The organism is Verrucomicrobiia bacterium, assembly GCA_035765895.1.
Lineage (GTDB): Bacteria > Verrucomicrobiota > Verrucomicrobiia > Limisphaerales > DSYF01 > DSYF01.
The window spans coordinates 38248-58726 of record DASTWL010000080.1 but is presented as its reverse complement, the minus strand read 5'-3'; the positions used below and the strand labels follow the sequence as shown (position 1 = coordinate 58726).

Annotated in this window: 13 protein-coding genes; 5 read left to right on the top strand and 8 right to left on the bottom strand. The window is 61.0% G+C overall.

The genetic code is table 11. The annotated features are described in order from the left end of the window. Nucleotides 1–2: 2 nt before the first annotated feature. From VFV96_15895 to VFV96_15885, 3 genes are read right to left on the bottom strand one after another with little or no spacing between them, the layout of a single operon-like run. The gene (locus VFV96_15895; protein ID HEU5071886.1) at nt 3–1889 is read right to left on the bottom strand and encodes a hypothetical protein; all 1887 of its coding nucleotides are present in this window, start codon (nt 1887–1889) and stop codon (nt 3–5) included. Between the two features lie 6 nt (nt 1890–1895). Beyond that, on the bottom strand, nt 1896–3350 hold the full coding sequence (hpnJ, locus tag VFV96_15890; protein HEU5071885.1) for a hopanoid biosynthesis associated radical SAM protein HpnJ: 1455 nt from the start codon (nt 3348–3350) through the stop codon (nt 1896–1898). 31 nt (nt 3351–3381) lie between these two features. Next, nucleotides 3382–4797: a DUF3463 domain-containing protein gene (locus tag VFV96_15885; GenBank protein ID HEU5071884.1), complete on the bottom strand. Its 1416-nt coding sequence runs from the start codon at nt 4795–4797 to the stop codon at nt 3382–3384. Nucleotides 4798–5105: 308 nt separating this feature from the next. Here VFV96_15885 and VFV96_15880 point away from each other — a divergent pair, with 308 nt between their 5' ends. Next, on the top strand, nt 5106–5867 hold the full coding sequence (locus VFV96_15880) for a hypothetical protein (GenBank protein HEU5071883.1): 762 nt from the start codon (nt 5106–5108) through the stop codon (nt 5865–5867). A gap of 8 nt (nt 5868–5875) precedes the next feature. Here the strand turns inward: VFV96_15880 and VFV96_15875 are convergent, their stop codons facing one another. After that, nucleotides 5876–6214, bottom strand: a complete 339-nt coding sequence (locus VFV96_15875) for a P-II family nitrogen regulator (protein ID HEU5071882.1) — start codon at nt 6212–6214, stop codon at nt 5876–5878. Nucleotides 6215–6221: 7 nt separating this feature from the next. Next, nucleotides 6222–7601 carry an ammonium transporter gene (locus VFV96_15870; GenBank protein ID HEU5071881.1) on the bottom strand — a complete coding sequence of 460 codons (1380 nt, stop codon included), beginning with the start codon at nt 7599–7601 and terminating at the stop codon, nt 6222–6224. A 386-nt stretch (nt 7602–7987) separates the two neighbouring features. Between VFV96_15870 and mutS the strand changes: the two genes are divergently transcribed. Both mutS and VFV96_15860 read left to right on the top strand, forming a co-directional pair. After that, nucleotides 7988–10684 carry a DNA mismatch repair protein MutS gene (mutS, locus tag VFV96_15865; protein ID HEU5071880.1) on the top strand — a complete coding sequence of 899 codons (2697 nt, stop codon included), beginning with the start codon at nt 7988–7990 and terminating at the stop codon, nt 10682–10684. Nucleotides 10685–10702: 18 nt separating this feature from the next. After that, nucleotides 10703–11338: a hypothetical protein gene (locus VFV96_15860; GenBank protein HEU5071879.1), complete on the top strand. Its 636-nt coding sequence runs from the start codon at nt 10703–10705 to the stop codon at nt 11336–11338. Here VFV96_15860 and VFV96_15855 read toward each other — a convergent pair. After that, the gene (locus tag VFV96_15855) at nt 11331–12677 is read right to left on the bottom strand and encodes an N-6 DNA methylase (protein HEU5071878.1); all 1347 of its coding nucleotides are present in this window, start codon (nt 12675–12677) and stop codon (nt 11331–11333) included. The genes VFV96_15860 and VFV96_15855 overlap by 8 nt on opposite strands. Before the next feature lie 174 nt (nt 12678–12851). Here VFV96_15855 and VFV96_15850 point away from each other — a divergent pair, with 174 nt between their 5' ends. Continuing rightward, nucleotides 12852–14924 (top strand): M13 family metallopeptidase, encoded by a 2073-nt coding sequence (locus VFV96_15850; protein HEU5071877.1) that lies wholly within the window; start codon nt 12852–12854, stop codon nt 14922–14924. Between the two features lie 195 nt (nt 14925–15119). Further along, nucleotides 15120–18851, top strand: coding sequence for an immunoglobulin domain-containing protein (locus tag VFV96_15845; protein HEU5071876.1), 3732 nt, complete (start codon nt 15120–15122; stop codon nt 18849–18851). A 406-nt stretch (nt 18852–19257) separates the two neighbouring features. Here VFV96_15845 and VFV96_15840 read toward each other — a convergent pair whose 3' ends face one another. After that, entirely contained in the window at nt 19258–20121 is an 864-nt protein-coding gene (locus tag VFV96_15840; GenBank protein ID HEU5071875.1) for an AAA domain-containing protein, read from the bottom strand. A gap of 8 nt (nt 20122–20129) precedes the next feature. Further along, entirely contained in the window at nt 20130–20318 is a 189-nt protein-coding gene (locus VFV96_15835; GenBank protein HEU5071874.1) for a S26 family signal peptidase, read from the bottom strand. Nucleotides 20319–20479 lie beyond the last annotated feature (161 nt).

Here is a 20479-nt window from a genome sequence, read left to right as displayed (position 1 = left end):
CGCTAGGGCAGCTTGACCGGCGTGACGATGCGACCGTGTTCGATGTATTGGTCCGTCACCCGCGCGGCCACCCGCGTTCCATCGGGCAGCACGGCGGTCATGGTCCCCCCGGTTTGCGGGCGGTAATCAAAATCCCGCTGCGGCCCGGCGGGCCGGAGCAGGGGGATTTCCCCGGTCAGCCGCAAGTCCTGGATCATTTGGTCACGGCGGCTGATGAGCTTTTCCGTCAACAGCCGCACTTCAGCCGCGTCGAAACCAGAACCGATGAGTCCGGCGACGAGCTGCGCTTCGCTCAGTTGTCCGATCCAACGCGCCATCCACCGCGCGTCGTCCCACGTCATGTTGGCGAAGGCCGGCACCGGATCGATCGGCCGGTAATTGACAATGCGAAAGGGAATCGTCATGCGTCCCTTGCCCTGTTCCCGCGGCGGAGCGGTGCATGTCCAGGCGAAAAGATTTGGCTGGTCGGAATGCCATGAGAAGACGCCGGCGCCCTTGCCCAGGCCGCCGCCCAGGTCGGAAAAAAAGTGCTGCACTGTCACGTGGTCGCCGGTTCTCACCAGCTTGAGCCGTGTGTTGTCGAAGCGCACATCCGTGTAGCCGAGCCACGCGGCGAGCAGCCCTGCGCCGCGCAGCTCGCGCAAATTTTCGTGGCCCAGGCCGCCGAAATCCCACGCACCGAGGTTGTGGAAGCGGTCATCCTTGAGCTGCACGTTGGCGCCCTGCGTCACCAGGTAATCAATCTGCGCTTCAAACGCCGGATCGAAGTTCGCCGGATCGTCCTCGGGATGCTCGCGCGCGGCGTCGCGCAGCAGGCGCTGCTTGAATTCGGTTCCGCTCAGACGGTGGCCGTTCTTGAGCACCGCTTCGGTGATGCATTGAAACGGATCGCGGCGCTTTTGAATCGAGACTTGCCCCAGCGGAACAACGCCCAACAGGCGGAAATGCAGGCCGAGTTCCCGGCGCAGATGAAATTCGCGGAACAGCCGGCGGTCATATTTCACCCGCAGGAATGGAGCGAAGTCGGCCGGTTCGGAATGGTAGCCGAGGGCGTTGAAAATCCGGGTGGCAAACGGCTCGGAATGCCATTCACCAAACTTGGCCTTCAACTCCAGGTCGCCGTGCTTGAGGGTGAATCCCGGATTGGAGCCAAAGCTGGTCTTGGGCGCGTCATATTCCCAGAGCAGATCCGGATACGCCGGCCAGTTGGTGCGGCCGAAGCAATGGAACAGATCGGCCTGCGCCACGTTCGCCGGCTTTTGCCAGAAACTGGAATCGGGCGGATCAACCCGGCTGAAGTCGGCGTTGGGCCCGGCGGGCGGCACGTCCGCGGCGCGGGTGGTGCCTTTGACCATCGGCCGGTGCAGATATTCCGCGAACAGCAGCGGCATCAACGTCACTTCGACCCGGGTTGGAATCGGCGTGCGATGCAGGTTCCCAAGCGAATGCGCGATCTCGACCATCCAGCGTGCCACGTTGGTCCGGGTGCCAAAATCCGGCGCGTGTTCCCAGCGGTCCAGCAGGGATTGGAGTTCCCGCAGGCCGCGCAGTTCATTGTTCGAGGGTGCCGCGAGCGGCTCGTCGAAATAGCGCCGCAGCTCCGTCCGGCTCATTTCCGCCAACGGCGTCTGTTCGCGCCACGCCTGACGCTGCGCTTTGCGTTGGGCGAGGAACCGGGCCTCGTCCTGAATCATCCGCTCCAGATCGCCTTTCAGACGCCGCACGTCGGCTGACGCGGCCAGGTCGTAGCGGCGATGATTGGGCAGCGTGAGACGGGAGGTTGAAGCAGCGGGCGCAGCCTGCGCCGTCGTCCAAAAGGCGAAGAGCGTCGCCGCAGTCAGCGCGACGACGCTCAGTCGTTGGGAAATGTTTGGGGAACCGGATTGCAACGTGCCTCAACCTGTCACACTTCGGGCCGCCGCCAGATCGCTCCGGCGCTGGGCCATGCTCTTGAAGAATTCGTAGCCTTCGCGCAAGCGACGCACGCAGACGTCCTTGTCCTCGAGCATGGTCTTGATGATGCGCAGAATCGGCTTCGGACGCAGGTAGTAACTGCGATAGAAGCGTTCCACGTCCTCGAAGATCTGCTCCTTGCTGAGGCCGGGATATTCGAGCGTGGACTGCTGCAAGCCGTCGCCTTCGATGAGGTCGGTCTTGTCCTTCTTCACAAACCAGCCGTTGAGCTTGGCTTGTTCGTAAAGCTCCGTGCCCGGATATGGCGCGGCGAGCGAGACTTGCAGGCTGAAGACGTCCAGCTCCTGCGCGAAACGAATCGTCTGCTCGATGGTTTCCTTCGTCTCGACGGGCAGACCAAGGATGAACGTGCCGTGGATCACCACGCCTGCCTTGTGGCAGTCCTTCGTAAATTTGCGCATCTCGTCGGTCGTGACGCCCTTCTTGATGCGTTTGAGTGTGTCATCGTTTCCACTTTCGTAGCCGACGAGGAACAGGCGAAGGCCATTATCCTTGAAGCTCTTGATCGTGTCGTAATCAAGGTTCGCACGGCTGTTGCAGCTCCAATCCACGCCGAGCGGGCCGAGCTTCTTCGCGATTTCGCGCGCGCGCGGCAGGTTCGCGGTGAACGTGTCGTCGTCGAAGAAGAACTCACGCACCTGCGGGAAGATTTTCTTCATGTAAGCCATCTCGTCGGCGACGTTCTGCGCCGAACGGACCCGGTATTTGTGGCCGCCGATGGTCTGCGGCCAGAGGCAGAACGTGCACTGCGCCGGGCAGCCGCGGCCGGTATACATCGAGACGTAGGGATGCTGGAGGTAGCCGATGAAATACTTCTCGATCTCGAGGTCGCGCTTGTAAACATCCGCCACCCACGGGAGCGAATCCATGTCGGAAATCATCTCGCGCTCGGGGTTGTGTTTGATCTTCCCTTCGCTGTCGCGATAGCTCAGGCCAGCAATGTCCTTGAGCGCGCGGCCTTCGGCGACCTCTTTGCACGTGAAGTCGAATTCCTTGCGGCCGACCCAGTCAATCGCCCAAGACGCCTTGAGTGTTTCGGTGGGCAGCACCATCGCGTGCGCGCCGACGAAGCCGACCTTCGTTTCGGGCCGCTGCTGCTTGATGGCCTCGGCCACCTTGCAATCGTTCTTCAGCGACGGCGTGGAGGTGTTGATGATGACGTGATCGAAGTCCTTTGCGATGCGGAGGCATTCCTCGACGCCGATGTTGTGCGGCGGGCAGTCGAGCAGACGCGAGTTCGGGACGAGTGCGGCGGGTTGCGCGAGCCAGGTGGGATACCAGTAGCTCGTGACTTCGCGGCGCGCCTGATATCGCGCACCGGCGCCGCCGTCGAAACCGTCAAACGATGGAGGTGAAAGGAATAACGTCTTGCTCATGGAAAAACTTCTTTGGGAACCGCTAACTAAATCAGGCTTTGCCCGTCTCTTTGATCTTCGCCAGCAGCGCATCGCGCTCGCTGGTGTCGCCGCTGCCGCAGTGACTGCCGACATGCTCTTCGTGGCCGTGCCCGTTATTTGAGAAGGCTCCACGCGCGCTGGCCGCCGGAGAATTAATCGCCGCCTTCGCTTCGGCAAGGTGACCCTTGCCGATGGTGAAGCCGTTAAAGGCACGTTTGTCGAGTTCAGCGCTGGCCGGGTATGGCTTCGGCTTCGCGCCGAAGTTGTATCTGAAATTCTTCCAGTTGTCGCCGGACTTGTAATTGGTGCCGAGCGCGCCGCTGGGATCGTAGCCGCAATGCACCATGCAGTTCTCGCACCGCGGGTCGCGCGCGACGCCGTCCACCACGCCGTATTTCTCCCAGTTTACTTTCGACAGCATCTCCTGATAGCCGTCGTAATGACCGTCGGTCATCAGGTAACACGGAGCCTTCCAGCCCTTGACGTTGTAAGTCGGGATGGCCCACGCGGTGCAGGTGAGATCGCGTTTGCCGGCAAGGAATTCCTGATACACCGGCGTGCCGAAGATGGTAAACAGACGGCCCCACTCCTCGATCTTCGAGAACTTCGCGACGGTCATCTTGCGCGTGAGGAAGAAATCTTCCGGCTTCTTGCCGAGGCGCTTCACCATGTCCTTCTTCGCGGCGTCATAATCGTAGCCGGGCGAAATCGTGTGGCCGTCCACGTTCAGCGAGCTGAGGAACTTGAACATGTCCTCCAGCTCCTGCACGTCGGTTTCGCGATAGACGGTGGTGTTGGTCGCCGTCTGGTAGCCGAGAATCTTCGCCATCTTGATGGCGGCGACACATTCCTTGAACACCCCTTCGCGCTCAACGATGAGGTCGTGCGTGAATTCGAGTCCGTCCACGTGGACGTTCCAGTAATGCCATTTGCTCGGCGCGATGACGGATTTGCTCCTGGCGGCCGCGTCGGCTTTGCGGATGGCTTCCGCTTCCTTTTCTGTAACGAGCTGCTGCGCGACGAGCTGCTTGAGCTGGTCTTCCATCGCGGGCGAGTAATTCGCCGCCATGTATTCGCGCATTTTCTTCCGCATGAACACGCCGTTCGTGCAGATGTAAACGATGCGGCCCTGACCGAGCAGGCCGTTCACCAGCTCCTCGATCTTCGGATAGATCAGCGGTTCGCCACCGCAGACACTGACCATCGGCGCATCGCATTCCTGGGCGGCCGCGAGGCATTTCTCCAGCGGCACCATGTCCTTGAGGCTGGTGGAATATTCGCGAATACGGCCGCACCCGGTGCACGTCAGATTGCACGTATGCAGCGGCTCGAGTTGCAGCACCATCGCGAAACGCGGCGTGCGCTTGACCTTGTGTTTGATGATGTGGCTGGCGATTTTTGCCGACAGCGCGAACGGAAAACGCATAGAATTCAGCGGGCTTGGGCCATTTGGCGGACCGGTCCGGCCGGTGGCAACACGGGAACAGGATCTGCCGGTGGCGGATCGGTCTGCATCAGGCCTGGTATAAGGAACGACGCGGGTGAAACACTCTGGGTGGTGTTGATGCCGCTGCAGCCAGCCCCCAGAAAGGGAATAATGGCCAGCAACGCGACAAGCCCGATGTTCCAGCGTAACTTCACTGAGCTGTGAGTATAAGTCAGGTAATGACCTTCGCAATGCATTATTGCCGAGTTATTGTGGCTCTGCGGGATAGGACGACTTTGCGGCGCGCCATGGCGCTGCTGGTCGGGCTCGGCCTGGCGCTGGCCCAGGCGGCGCGGGCCGACGCCACGAACGCCGCGCCGCAGGAGCCGGCCGCCCGCGCGTTGCGCATTTATCAAGAGACGAAGACAGCGTATCACGCGCACCCGGCTGAACCCGGGGCGATCTGGCACTTTGCGCGCGCCTGTTTCGACTGGGCCGAGTTCGCGAGCAACAACACCCAACGGGCCGCGCTCGCCGAGGAGGGCATTGCCGCCAGCCGCGCGCTGATTGCCCAAAATTCCAACGCCGTGGCCGGCCCTTATTATTTGGGGATGAATCTCGGCCAGCTTGCCCGCACCAAAACATTGGGCGCACTGTCCATCGTGGACGACATGGAGGTGGAGTTCAAAACTGCCCGGAAGCTGGACGAGCATTTCGACTTCGCAGGGCCGGATCGGAACCTGGGCCTGCTTTACTTTGAGGCCCCCGTCCTCGCGAGCATTGGCAGCCGCAGCAAGGCCCGGCAGCATCTCAAACGTGCCTTGGAACTGGCGCCCGAATATCCCGAAAACCGGTTGAACTGGATCGAAGCCTGTCTCAAATACGGGGAAACCGCCACGGCCCGCAAGGAACTGGTCGCGCTCGACGCCGGATGGGAACAGGCACGCCAGCAATTCGCCGGCGACGCCTGGACTGCCGCATGGGCGGACTGGACGGCGCGCCGGCAAAAATGCCACCAACGGCTGGACGCCGAGGCGCACACTGCGACCTCCCCGCGCGGTTTTCCCTGAAGCGCCCGCTAAACCGCCTCGTCGCCCCGCTCTTCCGTGCGGATGCGCCAGGCATCGTCAATGGACGTGACGAACACCTTGCCGTCGCCGATTTTCCCGGTCCGCGCGGCCTTGACGATGGCAGGGATGGCCTGGCTCACGATGTTGTCGGGCAGCACGGTTTCAATTTTGACCTTGGGCAGGAAATCCACGGTGTATTCGCTGCCGCGATAGATTTCCGTGTGGCCCTTCTGCCGCCCAAATCCTTTGACCTCGGTGACGGTCATGCCTTGGATGCCCAGTTCGTTCAGGGCATCCTTCACGTCCTGCAGTTTGAACGGTTTGATGATGGCTTCGATCTTCTTCATAAAATCCTCATTCGTTGTAGGCGCGTTCTCCGTGCTGCGACAGGTCGAGCCCCAGACTTTCTTCCTCCACATCCACGCGGAGTCCTACGATTTTGTCCACCAGCTTGAGAAGGACAAAGGCGACCCCGCCGGAAAAGATGGCCGTAAACAAGACGGCCTTGGCCTGATTCGCAAATTGCGCCGCGCTGCCCGCCAGCGACACCGGCACACCCGCCACCTGATATGTGGCAGCGATGGCCGGATTCACCTGCACGTTTGCCAGCACGCCAAGCAGCAACATGCCCACCACGCTGCCCACACCATGCACGCCGAACACGTCCAGGGAGTCGTCATAGCTGAACTTGGCTTTAAGCCTGGTCACGGCCAGATAACATACCACACCTGCCACCAGCCCGATGATCACCGCGGAAGGAATCGTGACAAACCCCGAAGCCGGCGTGATGGTGGCCAGCCCGGCCACCATACCTGAGGCCGCCCCCAACACGCTGGGCTTGCCTTTCAAGAACCATTCCGTGCCGGCCCAGCTCAAGGCTGCCGCAGCGGCGGAGAAGTGGGTGGCTGAAAACGCCTGCGTCGCCAGAACGCCCGCGCCGAGGGCGCTGCCGGCATTAAAACCAAACCAACCCACCCACAACAATCCGGTGCCAATGAGCGAGAGCACCACGTTGTGCGGCATCATCGGCTCGTGCGGAAAACCGTCCCGCCGCCCCAGCACCATGGCGCAAACCAGGGCAGCCACGCCCGAACTGATGTGCACCACCGTGCCGCCTGCGAAATCGAGCACGGGCATCTTTCCGCCCGATGCCCAGTTGAACAGGCCTCCCTTTCCCCACACCATGTGGCACAAGGGCAGATAGACAATCGTCACCCAGAGCAAAATGAACAGCAAATAGGCGCTGAACTTGATGCGTTCCGCGACCGCGCCGCTGATCAACGCCGGCGTGATGATGACAAACATCATTTGAAACAGCATGAACGTCTGCTGCGGAATCGTGGCGGCGTAGGCGGGGTTGGGCGCGGCACCCACGCCGTTCAGAAACAGATATTGCACCGGATTCCCAATGAAAGCGTTCCCTTCGCCAAAGGCCACGCTGTAACCAAACACCATCCACAGTATCGACATCGCAGCCATCAAGACGAGGCTGTGCATCATGGTGGACAGCACGTTTTTGGTCCGCACCAGCCCGCCGTAGAACAGAATCAGTCCCGGCGCCGTCATCATCAGCACCAACCCCGAACTTACCAGCATCCAGGCATTGTCGGCGTTGCTGATGGCAGGGCCAGGACCATCCGCAGCAGACGACGAAAACGGCGCCAGCAGCAGAGTCAACAGCAACAATGAAATCAATCCATAATACCGATGAATGGCGCGCATTGGTGCCACCATCCTCAGCATTTGCAGGGTAATCTGTCAATCCGGAGCCCAATTCCTCCTGAAAGGGGCGCTTCTTAACGCTTTCACTGGTCCCCCCGGCCATCCGTTCTCGCAGCACGCATTTTCTTGCCGCCCGCCCCGGGTTGGCGTCCCGTGCTGCCCGGCAGCATTCGGATCACGAATTGGTCTGTTGCCCGCCCCGCCGGTTCCAATCGGGTCGTCGGCAGGCTGCGTTACGCCAGGGATGGCAGCAGCGCACGCAAGCCACCCAAGGCAAGGTGGCGCGAAGACCTGGGTTGGACCGGGTGACAGGCGGCGTGTTATTTCGTCGCACAACCTCCTCATCCGCGTTTTGATTTCGACCTCTCCAGGCTTCTTTTTTAACTTCCCCGGCACGCATGGCCGCCGAAGCCCAACTTACTCCCATGATGGCGCAGTATCGCCGCATCAAAGGCGAACTGCCCAAGGACGCGCTCCTGCTCTTCCGCCTCGGCGACTTCTACGAGATGTTTTTCGAGGACGCACAAGCAGGGGCTCAGCTCTGCAACCTCGCCCTCACCAAGCGGAATGGCGTCCCGATGTGCGGCCTGCCTTTTCATGCGGCGAACGGCTACATCGCCCGCATTCTCAAGGCTGGCCGCAAAGTCGCCATTTGCGACCAGATGGAGGACGCCAAGCCCGGCAAGCTCGTCAAACGCGAGGTCACGCAGATCCTTTCGCCCGGCACGCACTTCGACGAACGGATGCTCACCGCCGAGCGAAACAATTTCCTCGCGGCGGTGCTCGCCGCCGGAAAAACTATCGGCCTCGCGCTGGTGGACCTCACGACGGGTGATTTCAAAGTGACGCAAATCGACAGCGAAGCCGCGTTGCTCACGGAACTGGACCGCCTGCGCCCGGCGGAGATCATTTTTCCTTCCGAAGCCGGCTCCTTGCGTGAGTTGATCCAGCCTGCATTCCCGATCCTCATTCCGCACGAGGACTGGACCTTCGCACCGGAGACGGCGGTGTTCACTCTCCGCGAACATTTCGGCGTCGCTTCGCTCGATGGCTTTGGGCTGAAGAACAAGAACGCCGCCATTGGCGCGGCGGGCGCGGTGCTGCATTACCTCACGCAACATCTGCGCCGCGACATCAAGCATCTCACGCGGCTGACCTGCTACGAATGCCGCGACTTCCTCGTGCTCGACGGCACCACGCTGCGTCATCTCGAAATCCTCGAACCGCTGCACAAGGACGCGCCGCCGCCCGGCTCGCTTTACAAGGCGCTGAATCGCACCGTCACGCCGATGGGCGCCCGTCGCCTGCGCGACTGGCTTTCGCAACCGCTCGCCGCCGTCGAGCCCATTCGCCAACGTCAGGACGCCGTGCAGGCGTGGCTGGATAATTCCCCCGCGCTCGATCAGTTCCGCGCGCAGCTCACCGAAGTGCGCGATCTCGAACGCACGCTGGGCCGCCTCAGCACTGGCTCCGGCAACGCCCGCGACCTGCTCGCCCTGCGCATCGCACTGGAGCAGATTCCCGGCCTGCGCGCAATGCTCTCCGCCGTAGTGGGACAGGCTTCCAGCCTGTCCAATGAGCCAAACGAACTTTCAGAAACCTTTGCGTCGTCCACGCTTCACGAAACAGGCAAGATGCCTGTCCCACTGCTCGATTCCCTCACTGCCCAACTCACCGAACTCCCCACGCTCGTCGAGTTGATTGCCCGCGCCATCGTGGACGAACCGCCGCTGGCGTTGAAAGAGGGCGGCATCATCCGCGACGGCTTCAGCGCCGAGCTGGACGAACTGCGCGCCGCCGCGCGCGGCGGCAAGGATTGGATCGCCAAACTCCAGCGCGACGAGATCGAGCGCACCGGCATCAGCTCGCTCAAGGTCGGGTTCAACTCCGTCTTTGGCTATTACATCGAGGTCACGAAGGCGAACCTCGACAAGGTGCCGCCGCATTACACGCGCAAGCAGACCATCGCCAACGGCGAGCGCTTCATCACACCCGAGTTGAAGGAGATGGAAGGCAAAATTCTTGGGGCCGAGGAACGCAGCGAGAAGCTCGAATACGAACTCTTCCAGCGCGTGCGCGAGGAAGTCCTCGGCCAGCTCCCGCAAATCCAGCAGACCGCCAGCGCCCTCGCGCAACTCGACGTGCTCGCGTCCTTCGCCGAGACCGCGCGCCTGTTCAATCATTGCCGCCCCGAAGTGCGCGACGAAGGCGTGCTGCTCATCCGCGAAGGCCGTCACCCCGTGCTGGAGCAGCAGTTGATCGAGGAACGCTTTGTGCCGAATGATGTGGCGCTGGCTTCTTCGCTCGTAGTCCCGCCTTTAGGCGGTCCCGCGAATGACACGCAACCGTCCGAGCCGCCTGAAGGCGGGACTACAAGCCCCGATTCCGCGCTCCGCGTTCCGCACTCCGCATTCCCCCAAATCGCTTTGATCACCGGACCGAACATGGCGGGCAAATCCACCTATATCCGGCAGGTGGCGCTGCTGGCGTTGCTGGCCCACACCGGCGCGTTCCTGCCCGCTGCCGCGGCGCGTGTGGACCTTGTGGACCGCATTTTCACCCGCATCGGCGCGAGCGACGACCTCGGGCGCGGGCAATCCACCTTCATGGTCGAGATGAGCGAGACGGCGAACATCCTCAACAACGCCACACTGCGCAGCCTCATCGTGCTCGACGAGATCGGCCGCGGCACCAGCACCTTCGACGGCCTCAGCCTCGCGTGGAGCATCGTGGAATTTTTGCATAATCAGGCGGGCGCGAAGACGCTCTTCGCCACGCACTATCACGAACTCACCGAACTCGCCGGCCGCCTGAAGTGGGTAAAAAATTTCAACGTCGCCGTGCGCGAATGGAACGACTCAATTGTTTTTCTGCGCAAAATTGTCGAAGGCGGCACCGACAAGAGCTACGGCATCCACGTCGCGCGCCTGGCCGGCGTGCCCAAGCCCGTGATCGAGCGCGCGAAGGTGATCCTGCGCAACCTGGAAGAAAGCGAACTCACGCCCGAAGGCAACGTTCGCCAGCCCGCCCGCCACCGTGCCGAACGCGAGAAGCTCCAGCAGCTTCCGCCGCCGCAAATGGATTTGTTTGGGTGAACACACGAGTAATAGCCTATGGTTGAAGTCCAATCGCATGGTTTCACCTTCGAGAAATGGGTGCGCGACCATTTCTTTTCGGGTTATGCGGGCAACTACATGCAGAAATGGGATGTGCCGCCCGATCAGAACAACCACGTTTCCGTCCCGAGCGAGTTCCACAATCTGCCCGTCTCGATCAAGACTGCCAAACTTGGGAGTCCGATTGGGCTGGGAGACGTTCTTCGCCAGCGCCAGATTGATCGAGACTTTCTGATGATCGTTGGTTTCTGGGAACAACGAACCCAGACGCACAAATGGATCGTCGAGATTGGCTGCGCCCGCTTCTCTGCTACCGACTGGCAAAATCTCTGGGGTCATTTGACACTGGCAGAAATTTCTTCGATTGACGCCGTGGTGAAGAACTTGGCTGAACATTACTCAACCGTCCGCCGAATGGCGCGGGAGTGGAAACGTGGGCCAGCGGTCAGATCCAGCACCATTGTCATCAATCCGAAGATTGATTCAAAGACACAGCGCCGGATTCAATGCTCCTTGCCTTTCAAAACGTTTTGGGAGGTCGTTGGTCGCACACCACAAACTCAGAATGAACCTGAATTGTGGGGACGCGCTTTCCCAAACCCGATCAAATCCTCGGCGAGAACTTTCAATTGACCGCATCCACACACAGTGACGACCCGCGTGAAACTGATTGCGCGACCTTTTCCCTTCGTTTCGTTGTGGCTGATTGGGGTTCCAGTTTTGGAGCGTGCCCGTTCGGTCGAACCAGCGCCTTTGGAAGCCTTAACTCGGCCAGCGATGTTTTAGAAATGCTCAAGGTTCCAACTCCTTTCGCCAGCCTTCGGACGGCAGAACGCCCCGCCTCGCTGTTGAACCATGCGACCACGCCCGGCCCGTCAACATCCCTCAACGGCGTAAGCACATGAATCCAATCATCCGCCTGAGCCTCGAGCCCACGCGGCACGAGGGCGGTTCGTCCGTAACAACCGGCGCCTACCCTCACGAACAAAATCTCCCCCGGTTGCACGAGGGATGCTTCGCAATGCATCTCTCCCGCGCGTGAAATGTAAGCGCAGTTTTGGTCCAGCCGCAGGCCTCCTTCGGGAGCCAGATTCTTGGCCCGAATGAGCAGCACGCGTTCTTGGCCGGGGTAATCAAACAAGTCACGCTTTTTGCCGTAGAGTGCGTAGCCCGTCCTTAGCCGGAACAGGTCGCCCAAGCGCACAGAATTGCTTGCCAACTCCAAGCCGTTTCGATCCTGTGCTTCCGGCCGCCAATCCGGTTCGTCAGCCAAGACTGCTTGCCGCCAACGCGACTCAACTTTTCGCCATTCATGCAACCGGAGAGGTTTCAAATCAGTGACGCTTGCGCATTCGAGCAGACAGGTGGGGTCGCGATATGCCCGAGATGATAATGGCAACCGCTGTGCAATCAGGATGTTCGTTTTAGCCGTGGTTCCTCTGAAAATACCGCGCGGCAAACTGATGATGGCCTCAACATGCACCCGGCAAAGCAACCAGTCGCGCACATGCTTGAATGGCTTGTTGCTCAGGGGGCCGTCCGGGAGGATAATCGCAATCTTTCCGCCCGGCTTCGCAAGCTTCCAGAACAATTCGAGAAACAAAATTTCGAGACATTGCGATTTCCGCCCCGCACCCAGGTCATAACCTCGTAGAACTTCTGCGCGGGTTTCCAGGTTCGATTGTGCGCTGAACGGGGGATTGCCAATGGCTAAATCAAAAGTCCCCCACAGTTCCGTCAACCCCCGAAGCGCATCCCCTTCAATAAAACGCCCGGCCGGCACCAACGGACGTGCCGCCGACGCAGGCTGTGGATCAATCTCGCAACCGTGGAATAAAACCCCTTGGGGAGCGGATCGGAGAAAGGCGCCATCACCACAGCTTGGGTCAATGACCCGTTCCCTCGCCGAAACGCCGGCGAGCTGGAACATGCATTCAGCGACAATCGCGGGGGTGAAGAACTGCCCAATCACACAAACATTCTGTACACGTTGATGTACAAGAGTCAAATTCGGCCGCCATGTTATTTGGCTGAAGAACAACCAGAAAGCGAACCCTCCTGCAAATCGACTGCTGGTTTGACCTGCGCGAAGGAAAAGCGTTCCATCTTGCCCACATCGTTGCCAAATTATTCGAGTGATAATTCCATGAAAAATTTCGCCCGCTTTTTCTGCTACACATTTTCCATTGCTGTAATGGTTTTGCCCTCCACGGCCGCGGACAAACCACCAGTCGTGCCGCGGTTCTCCGTCGGCTACATGGATCGTTCGGTGTCGCCGGGGACGAATTTCTACGAATTCGCCAACGGCAACTGGGCTAAAAACAATCCGGTGCCGGCGGACAAATCCCGTTGGGGCAGCTTCATCGAGCTGGCCGAGCGCAACTGGTATTTGATTCACGAAATCCTTGAAACGGCGAGCCAGGAATCCGCCGGTCCCAACACGCCTCGAAAGCAGGTCGGTGATTTTTTCGCGTCAGCCATGGACACCAATCGGATCGAAACGCTCGGCTTCAAGCCGATTGCCGCCGATCTCAAGCGCATCGATTCCGTCCGCTCAACGAAGGAACTATTCGCGTTGCTGGCGGATTTCCATCGCACCGGTGTTGGCGGGCTGTTCGGCGCAGGCGTAGGGCCGGACGAAAAGAACAGTTCCATCTATGCCTATCAACTCGGCCAGGGTGGGCTGACGCTTCCCGATCGGGATTATTATCTCAAGGAAAGCTTCGCCGAAGTCCGGGAAAAATACCGCGCGCATCTGACCAAAATGTTCGCGTTGCTGGGCGACAAACCCGCGGCTGCCGCCACCAACGCCGCGATCGTGCTGGACCTGGAAACGGCGCTGGCCAAGGCAAGCCGCGCCCGCGAAGAACTGCGCAATCCGGAAAAAAACTATAACAAATTCACAACTGCTGAATTCTTAAAGGCCAACCCGACGATTCCGTGGACGGTTTACTTCACCGAATATGGCCTGGCATCTGGACCCGGAGTTACAGGAAAGAATCTCGTGCCGCTCAACTACGAAATCGTCGGGCAGCCGGAGTTCTTCACGGCCCTGGACAAACTGCTCGCCGAACGCCCGATCCAGGATTGGCGGGTCTATTTGCGCTGGCATCTGTTGCATGGCGCGGCGCCGTTCCTGCAACGTGCGGTCGAACAGGAAAACTTCGCGTTCTTCGGCAAGGTCATCAGCGGCCAGCAGGAACAGGAACCGCGCTGGAAGCGGGCGGGCAAGGTCATCGACGGTTGCATCGGCGAGGCGCTGGGCCAGCTTTACGTCGAAAAATATTTCCCGCCGGAAGCCAAGGCGCGAATGAACGAACTCGTGAAAAACCTGAAGGAGGTTTTTCACGATCATCTGCTGAAGCTGGACTGGATGTCCGACGCGACCCGCGCGAAAGCCCTGGCAAAGTTCGACCGGTTCACGCAGAAGATTGGTTACCCGGACAAGTTCCGTGATTACTCCAGCCTCGAAATCCGGCGCGATGATTTTCTGGGCAATGTCAAACGCGCCGCGGCGTTTGAGGACCGGCGGGAGCTGGTCCGCCTGGGCAAGGCGGTGGATAAAACCGAATGGCACATGACGCCGGAAACCGTCAACGCCTACTTCAATCCGTCCCAAAACGAAATCGTCTTCCCCGCGGGCATCCTGCAGCCGCCGTTCTTCGACATGACCATGGACGACGCGGTGAATTATGGCGCCATCGGCGTGGTCATCGGCCACGAAATCACGCACGGCTACGATGACCAGGGGCGCAAGTTCGATGCGGACGGCAACCTGAACGACTGGTGGACGGACGCCGACGCCACGAATTTCGAGGCCCGCGCCCAAAAGGTCGTGGATCAATACAATGCCTATGAACCGCTGCCGGGCCTGCACGTCAACGGCAAGTTGACGCTGGGAGAAAACATCGCCGATCTCGGTGGCGTGACCATTGCCTACGACGCCTTGCAACGGGCTTTGGCCAAAAATCCGGCGCAGCGGAAAACAATCGATGGCTTCACGCCCGAACAACGGTTCTTCATCTCATTCGCACAAATCTGGCGCACCAACATCCGCGATGCCGAGCAACGCCGGCTCGTTACCGTGGACCCGCATTCGCCCGGACAGTTCCGCGCCATCGGACCGCTCGTGAATGTGCAGTCGTTCTACGACGCCTTCGGCATTACCGCCACCGATCCCATGTGGCGGGCGCCGGAACTGCGGGCGAAGATCTGGTAGCTTCCGCCCGCGCCGATGAGTTTTTGGGGCAGGTTCAATGCGCCGCCCATGGCGCCAAGCCCCCGGCCGAAGACGGCGGGGAAGCCAGATTGACAACATCTTAAGCTTGCTTTGCGGTGGCGGGCAGCCCTTCCTTAAGGGTTCAAGCCCGATATGGAACGCACTTTTTTCACTTCGCCTGGGAGGCTGTTTTTTTTGCACTCATCACTGAAACCATCCGCGTCCCCCCGGACGCGCCGGAAAAGGTTGTTCCTGTCGCTGCTCATGGGCGGAGCGCTGGTGACGGCTGCGCCGCTGCATGCGGGCAGCCAGGTGCTCGCCTGGGGTGCCAACAACGATGGCCAGTGCAACGTCCCGCCCGGCTTGACGAACGTCACGGCGCTGGCGGGCGGCGGCGTGCACAGCCTCGCGTTGCGTGACAACGGCACGGTGGTGGCGTGGGGCGGCGGCTCGTTTGGCGAAACCACCGTTCCCGCCAATCTGACCAATGTCCTCGCCATCGCCGCGAATTACGGCGACAGCCTCGCGTTGAAGCGCGATGGCACCGTGGTCGGCTGGGGTTCGCAAGCCGGCGCAGTGCCTGCGGGCGTGACCAATGTGACGGCCATCGTGGCGGGTTATGATCACGAACTTGCGCTGCGGAGCGACGGGACAGTCGTCAGTTGGGATGGCACCAACCTCCCGCCGCCGGGCTTGTCCAATGTGGTCGCCATCGCGGCCGGCAACGGTCACAGCCTTGCCCTGAAGGCTGACGGAACAGTGGTGGCCTGGGGCAACAATGCAGCCGGTCAGGCCGGGGTCCCGGCTGGTATTTCCAACGCGGTGGCCGTGGCGGCAGGGGACGCGCACAGCCTGGTGCTGCTGAGTGACGGCACGCTGCGCGCCTGGGGCAACAATGCCGATGGGCAGACGAACATTCCGGCCGGCTTGAGCAACGTGGTGGCCATCGCCGCCGGCAGCGCGCACAACGTGGCGTTGACGGCGGCCGGCAAGGTTTGGGCCTGGGGCCGCAATGATTTTGGCCAGGCGACCACCTCGTCGAATCTTTCCCATGTCGCGAGCGTGGCCGCGGGTTTGTATCACAATCTGGCGCTGGTCGGTGACGGTTCGCCAACGATCACCATCCAGCCCTTCAGCCAGGCGGTGGCGCTGGGCAAGGACACCGTGCTCCGCGTCCTGGCCGCCGGCGATGCGCCGTTATCCTACCAGTGGTCCCACAATGGCACGAACCTGAACGGCGCGACCGCCCCGGCCCTGCATCTGGCCAACATTCAAGCCGCCGACGCGGGCGAATACCGCGTGCAGGTTTACAACGGCCACGGCGCGGCGCTGAGCGCCCCCGCCACCGTGACGCCCCTGGCCATTCCGCCGTGGATTGTCGAGCAGCCGCAGGATGGCTCCGTGGTTTGCGGCGACAACACCGCGTTCCAGGTGGTGGCCGATGGCACATCTCCGTTTGCCTACCAATGGTTCTTTCAGGAACTGCCGATTACGGACGCAACGAATGCCATCCTTGCCCTGAATCACGTCACGTCCAGCGGCGATGGGCTGTATTCCGTGGTCATCAGCAATGCCTTTGGCGCCGTGACCAGCCGGCTGGCGCAATTGATGGTGCTGGGCGAAACCCCGACCATAACGAGTTCACTGACAGTCACGGGCAAACAGGGCGAGCCGTTCACCTACACCATCACCGCGCTGCATTCACCGACGGAATTTGGCGCCTTTGGGTTGCCGGCCGGCCTGGCGGTCAATGCCACGAATGGCGTCATCGCGGGCGTGCCACTGGAAAGCGGACTGTTTGAGGTGACGCTGCGAACCGGCAACGAGTGCGCGCAGGATGTGCAAACGCTGATGCTCAGCCTGGTCGCCTCGGCACCGGCCATCACCAGCGCCGTCACGGCGACGGGCACGGAAGGCGCCGCGTTCAACTATCAAATCACGGCCAGCGGTTCACCCACCGGCTTTGGCGCCACGGGTCTGCCGCTGAACCTGCACGTCGATCCGGTGACGGGAAACATCACCGGCGTGCCGCTCTACGGCGGCGAATACGACGTCACCCTGCTCGCCAGCAATCTCTGGGGCGCGGCGACGACGAACCTGCACCTCAGCTTTGGGTATGCGCAAGTGGCGGGGCTCGCGATTGAAGATGTCAAAACGAACTATGCGTCGCCCTATCTGCTGGAGTTCGAGTTCTCTCTGCGCGACGGCAGCGATCCCACCGCCGATCACGCGGTCGTGGTGCCGCCGCGGCTGCTGTCGGTGACCTGCAGGGAGGACGACAAGGTGATCAGCGCCTCGGAAACCGGCGCGCAAATCGCCCCGGCCAGCAACCGCGCCCGGCCCGGCAACCAGCCGATCCTGGCCAACCTGGTCCTGGATTTCACCGCCAGCATCGCCTCGCTGGCCAACGGCGATGCCAACACCAACGGCATCTCCGACGCGGTGGACAATCTCACGACCGCGGCCAACGCATTTGTGGACAGCCTGCCGCCGGATGCGTTGATTGGGGTTTACGAGTTCCACCGCGACGACGCGGACCCGCAGCAAGTTCTCGCGCTGACCTCGGACCGCGCGGCGCTGCACGCGGCCATCAACGGCATCTGGACCAATTACGTCCAAGGATTCCCGGCCGGCTCCCTGTGTTGGGACGCGCTTTCAACGGCCATCGCCGACCTGGCGGCCACCAATGCCGCGGCGCAACGCTGCGTCATCTGCCTTTCGGACGGCCAGGATGAATCCAGCATCAACACGGCCGACGACGTGATCGATGCCGCCACGAACGCCAGCGTGAAGGTCTTCTGCGTGGCCATCGGTTCGCAGCCGAACGCCGCCGATCTGACCCGGATCGCCGCGCAAACCGGCGGACGTTATTACACGGCCGACGTGGCAACGGACATTCCGGACGAACTGTCGCAGGTCGCCAAGGACCTGGCTGGACGCTACATCGTGCGGTGGGCCACGTTGAAGCGGAGCAACAAACCCTTCATGCCCTCGTTCCAAATTTCCTATCAAGGATTCACGGCCGATTCGCCCACCAATCCCATCAGCATGGAGGTGGACGACACCGTGGATCCGCCGGTGACCAACTACACGACCAACTTCATCATCTCGTATTTCAATCCGGCGAGCTATGCCGGCGACGTGACCGTGGGGTCGCTGCGGCTGGTGAACGATCCCGCGGTAGCGCCGGCATCGGTGACGCTGCAGGCCACCTACATTCCGCGCTACGTCCGCCAACTGCGCCTGCACGTGCAGCCCAACTGGCCGATGACCTACGCGTTGCAATCTGTCGCGCCGGGCGAAATTCTCGCGGGCTGGAGCGTTTCCGGAACCAACGACGGCAGCGGCGGGCTCTGGCTGGATCTGGCAAGTCCGGGCCCGACGAACTATCTGCCTTTCGCCTCCTTTGGCGATCTGGTCCGCTTTGACCTGCGCGATTTGGCCGATCCCGCCAGCGCCTTCAGCGGGTTCGCCGTGGACAACAGCGTTTATCCCACGAACGGCCCCAGCTTCCAGCTCACGAACGGGACGAGCTTCGTGGAAACCTTCGCGCCGCTGCCGCACGGCACGCCGGTTCCCTGGCTGATTGCCCACGGCATCACCAGCGACTTCGCCAATGCGGAGCTGCAGGATCCGGATGGCGACGGCGTGCCGACCTGGAGCGAGTATTGGGCCGGCACCGATCCACAGGATCCTGGTTCCAAATTCGCCGTGCAGCCGCCAAGCGCCACCGGGCTTTACGGCCATTACCAGATCGCCTTTGCCTCGGCGGTCAACCGGACCTACCGCGTGGAGGCCTCCACCGACCTGCAAACGTGGGAAATCATCGAAGACCAAATCCCCGGCACGGGCGCCGCGATCATTGTCACGGACCCGCGCAGCCCGTGGAATGCGCCGCAGATGTATTACCGCGTGCTCGTCTGGTGACGCGAACCGGAGTATCCAGGCCCCCATGGTCGAAGCGCCGTTTCATTCCGCAATCTGCACTCGTCACTCCGCGTTGGATTGGCTGCAATCCCGTCTGCTCGTGCGCGGGAATGGAATACGATTCCTGGCCACAGATTCACACAGATGAAGCACGGATTCGGTGGAGCGAGCGTCGTCGCGAGCCGGGATTCTGACACGAATTTCACGAATCTGATTCCGGTAGGGCGGTGCTGCCGCGCCGCCTCGGTGGCCGTCTGCAAAGACCGCGAAGCCAAACCGAAGCCCTATAGGGGCGAAGGATATTAGCCCAGGGTTTGAGCGCAGCGAATACCCTGGGTAAACGCCCCATAAAATAAAACTCCCTCTCCTCATCGGGTGAGGAGAGGGCCGGGGTGAGGAGTCGAGGTCAACTTCCGCCAAGTGATTTAATCCGCGCTACAAGTTTCTTTATTTCAAAACCACGGTCTAACCACCAGTTTGTTGACCAAACTCGGTGAATTTTCCAGCCACGATGTTCAAGAATACGTTGCCGCCACACATCACGAGCGCGAGCCGACCATTCTGAGTGGTATGCCTTGCCGTCACACTCAATGCCAAGAATATAGCCGCGCTCCGGATTCTGATGCACGACAGCCAAATCAATCCGGAAACCACTTTCCCCCACCTGAGATTCGATGTTGTAGCCAAGTGCACGTAAAGCGTCGCGGACTTCGGCTTCAAACAATGAATCCTCCTTGCCAGCAGAACGCGATTCACCAGCAGATGCGGCAAGCCGCCCAGCAACGTGTAACGATTGGGTTTGCGCCTCTGCGTCTTGGTTTGAAACCGCCTTCACATATTGCATGTAAGCATGAAGGTAATCGCGTCCACTTACGGTGGCGCCCACGGGCGCACCACCAGCAAGGGCATCTGAGATTTCATGCAGGGGCATTGAGGTGACGACGTAGTTACGCTTTTTTGCGCGTGTCACTGCGACGTTCAAGCGGCGCTCGCCGCCTTGTCTATTGATCGGGCCGAAGAAGCGGCGGAATTGGCCTTGCGGATCACGCCCAAACGTCGTTGAGAAAATCATCACGTCGCGTTCATCACCCTGAACAGATTCAAGATTCTTGACGAAAAATCCAACGTCTTGCTCATTCTCAACGCGGTTACGCTCGGCGACGTATCGAACCTGAAACTGCGTGTCCTTTGCGGCTTCATCCATGAGCATGTCCTCAATCAGATCGCGCTGCACCTCGTTGAATGTGACCACGCCAACAGTCGGCGGCACTCCATTGGTTAGGCGAGCTTGTTCACGAAGACGCGGTCGCCCACGAGAATGGTCGGTTGCATGGAACCGCTCGGCACGGAATACCAGTCGGCCAGCGACGAGCGGATCGAGCACAACACCAGGACCAGAATCAACAAGGGCCGGATTTCCGTCCGCCACCAGTGCCGCGCCCGCCGCCGAAAGCCTGCTGCGTTCATGCCGTTGAGACAGGCGGCCCGCGACGGCGTTCAACGGCCGGAGCAACGGTTCGCGGACAAACCGCGCAGCCCCGTGGGGAACGCACTTGCCAAGCCCCGCCGCGTGCCGGAAGTTAGGGCGCATCTTCCAACCGAAACCGAACCGATCACCGGACGCTTCC

Excerpts from the sequence above, each read along its gene's own strand:
- VFV96_15835 (HEU5071874.1), bottom strand. The coding sequence starts at position 20,318 with ATGAACGCAGCAGGCTTTCGGCGGCGGGCGCGGCACTGGTGGCGGACG.
- VFV96_15870 (HEU5071881.1), bottom strand. The coding sequence starts at position 7,601 with ATGGTGGCACCAATGCGCGCCATTCATCGGTATTATGGATTGATTTCA.
- VFV96_15885 (HEU5071884.1), bottom strand. The coding sequence starts at position 4,797 with ATGCGTTTTCCGTTCGCGCTGTCGGCAAAAATCGCCAGCCACATCATC.
- VFV96_15880 (HEU5071883.1), top strand. The coding sequence starts at position 5,106 with ATGGCGCTGCTGGTCGGGCTCGGCCTGGCGCTGGCCCAGGCGGCGCGG.
- mutS (HEU5071880.1), top strand. The coding sequence starts at position 7,988 with ATGGCCGCCGAAGCCCAACTTACTCCCATGATGGCGCAGTATCGCCGC.
- VFV96_15860 (HEU5071879.1), top strand. The coding sequence starts at position 10,703 with ATGGTTGAAGTCCAATCGCATGGTTTCACCTTCGAGAAATGGGTGCGC.
- VFV96_15850 (HEU5071877.1), top strand. The coding sequence starts at position 12,852 with ATGAAAAATTTCGCCCGCTTTTTCTGCTACACATTTTCCATTGCTGTA.
- VFV96_15875 (HEU5071882.1), bottom strand. The coding sequence starts at position 6,214 with ATGAAGAAGATCGAAGCCATCATCAAACCGTTCAAACTGCAGGACGTG.
- hpnJ (HEU5071885.1), bottom strand. The coding sequence starts at position 3,350 with ATGAGCAAGACGTTATTCCTTTCACCTCCATCGTTTGACGGTTTCGAC.